This is a genomic window from Enterobacter sp. Lyrl_3, from assembly GCF_051948675.1.
Lineage (GTDB): Bacteria > Pseudomonadota > Gammaproteobacteria > Enterobacterales > Enterobacteriaceae > Enterobacter > Enterobacter cloacae.
Genome location: NZ_JAYJLI010000056.1, coordinates 1 through 1,120, shown reverse-complemented (window position 1 = coordinate 1,120; position 1,120 = coordinate 1). Strand labels below are relative to the sequence as shown.

Here is a 1,120-nt window from a genome sequence, read left to right as displayed (position 1 = left end):
ACAGGCTGCCATCTGTTTTTTTTGAGCCGAAGGTCAGCGTATCCGTATCCAGTTTAGCCTGACACGAAGGGGCAACCACCCGGCCGGTAATGGTGATATCCCGTGCCGGCAGCCAGGTTTCTGCCGCCGGTGCATCCTGAGTGCGGGCAATGACCATGACCAGCACACAGAGCAGTAACCCCGGAAGCCCGCCTGCGAGCACTTCACGCAGCGTGCCGGTAAACCGCATTATCTGTTTCATCAGCATACTGACCCCTCACCCTCGCCCTCTGAACCCGTTATACCGTTGTGACTGTCTGACCTGTTTTTGGGTATCAGCCCCGGTCTGTCATCAGTCATAGGACACCTGATATATGCCCTTGGCCGTGATGTTGCCGGCCGTCACGTCCAGATTATTCTGTGCCCGGGCATAGTACGCCTGCAGCGAGACGGTTATCCCCTGGGTCAGTTCATCTCCTGTCGCTGACGGATGAGGGTTTGTCAGCACTAACGGCGACTGCCGATTCCACTGCACGACCCCCACCCTGCGCTGACCAAAGGCCTGCGCGTCGTACTTCATCAGGTAGCCCGTCCCTGTATCCTGACCCGACACATCATCCCGGCCGACCAGAATGGTGTCGTGCCCGTCCGTGGAGTCCGTTACACTGCCCTGCGGAATAAAGCGAATACGCAGGGTCTGGGTGTTCTCCGAGCAGTTGGCCACCACCAGTTGTGGCGGTGACATCAGCGTGTCCGTGTAATGTCCCGCCTGCACATTGCGCTTCAGCCACACCTGCGAGATGTCCGGCATCGGGAAACTCAGGCTTTCCGATGTGCTGGTGCAGGTCGGCACCGTCAGGTCTGCCGAGACCTGCACGGTATCTTCCTGAGCGTAAACCTCACGCCCTGCCGCATCATAAAACGTCGTGATGCGCTTAAACTGCGCCGGCGGCAGTGCGACCAGACCTGCGCCGGTGTTCTGCTCAAGCCTGAGCAGCCCCACCGTCATGTCACCCGGATTTTCCAGGTGATTTCCGTTACCGGTACTTCTGCGCCGCGCCTTATCCTTAAGACTGGTCTGAATACCGACTCCGATACCTTTCAGGCCACTTGAGAACACATACCAGCCGGTTTCCGGGCG

The 1,120-nt window shown here is 58.7% G+C and carries 2 protein-coding genes; both read right to left on the bottom strand.

All coding sequences use genetic code 11. The features are described from left to right. A partial coding sequence (locus VF709_RS24855; RefSeq protein ID WP_440232474.1) for a hypothetical protein occupies nucleotides 1-241 on the bottom strand: 241 nt, incomplete at its 3' end. Between the two features lie 90 nt (nucleotides 242-331). Beyond that, a partial coding sequence (locus tag VF709_RS24850; protein WP_440232473.1) for a hypothetical protein occupies nucleotides 332-1,120 on the bottom strand: 789 nt, incomplete at its 5' end.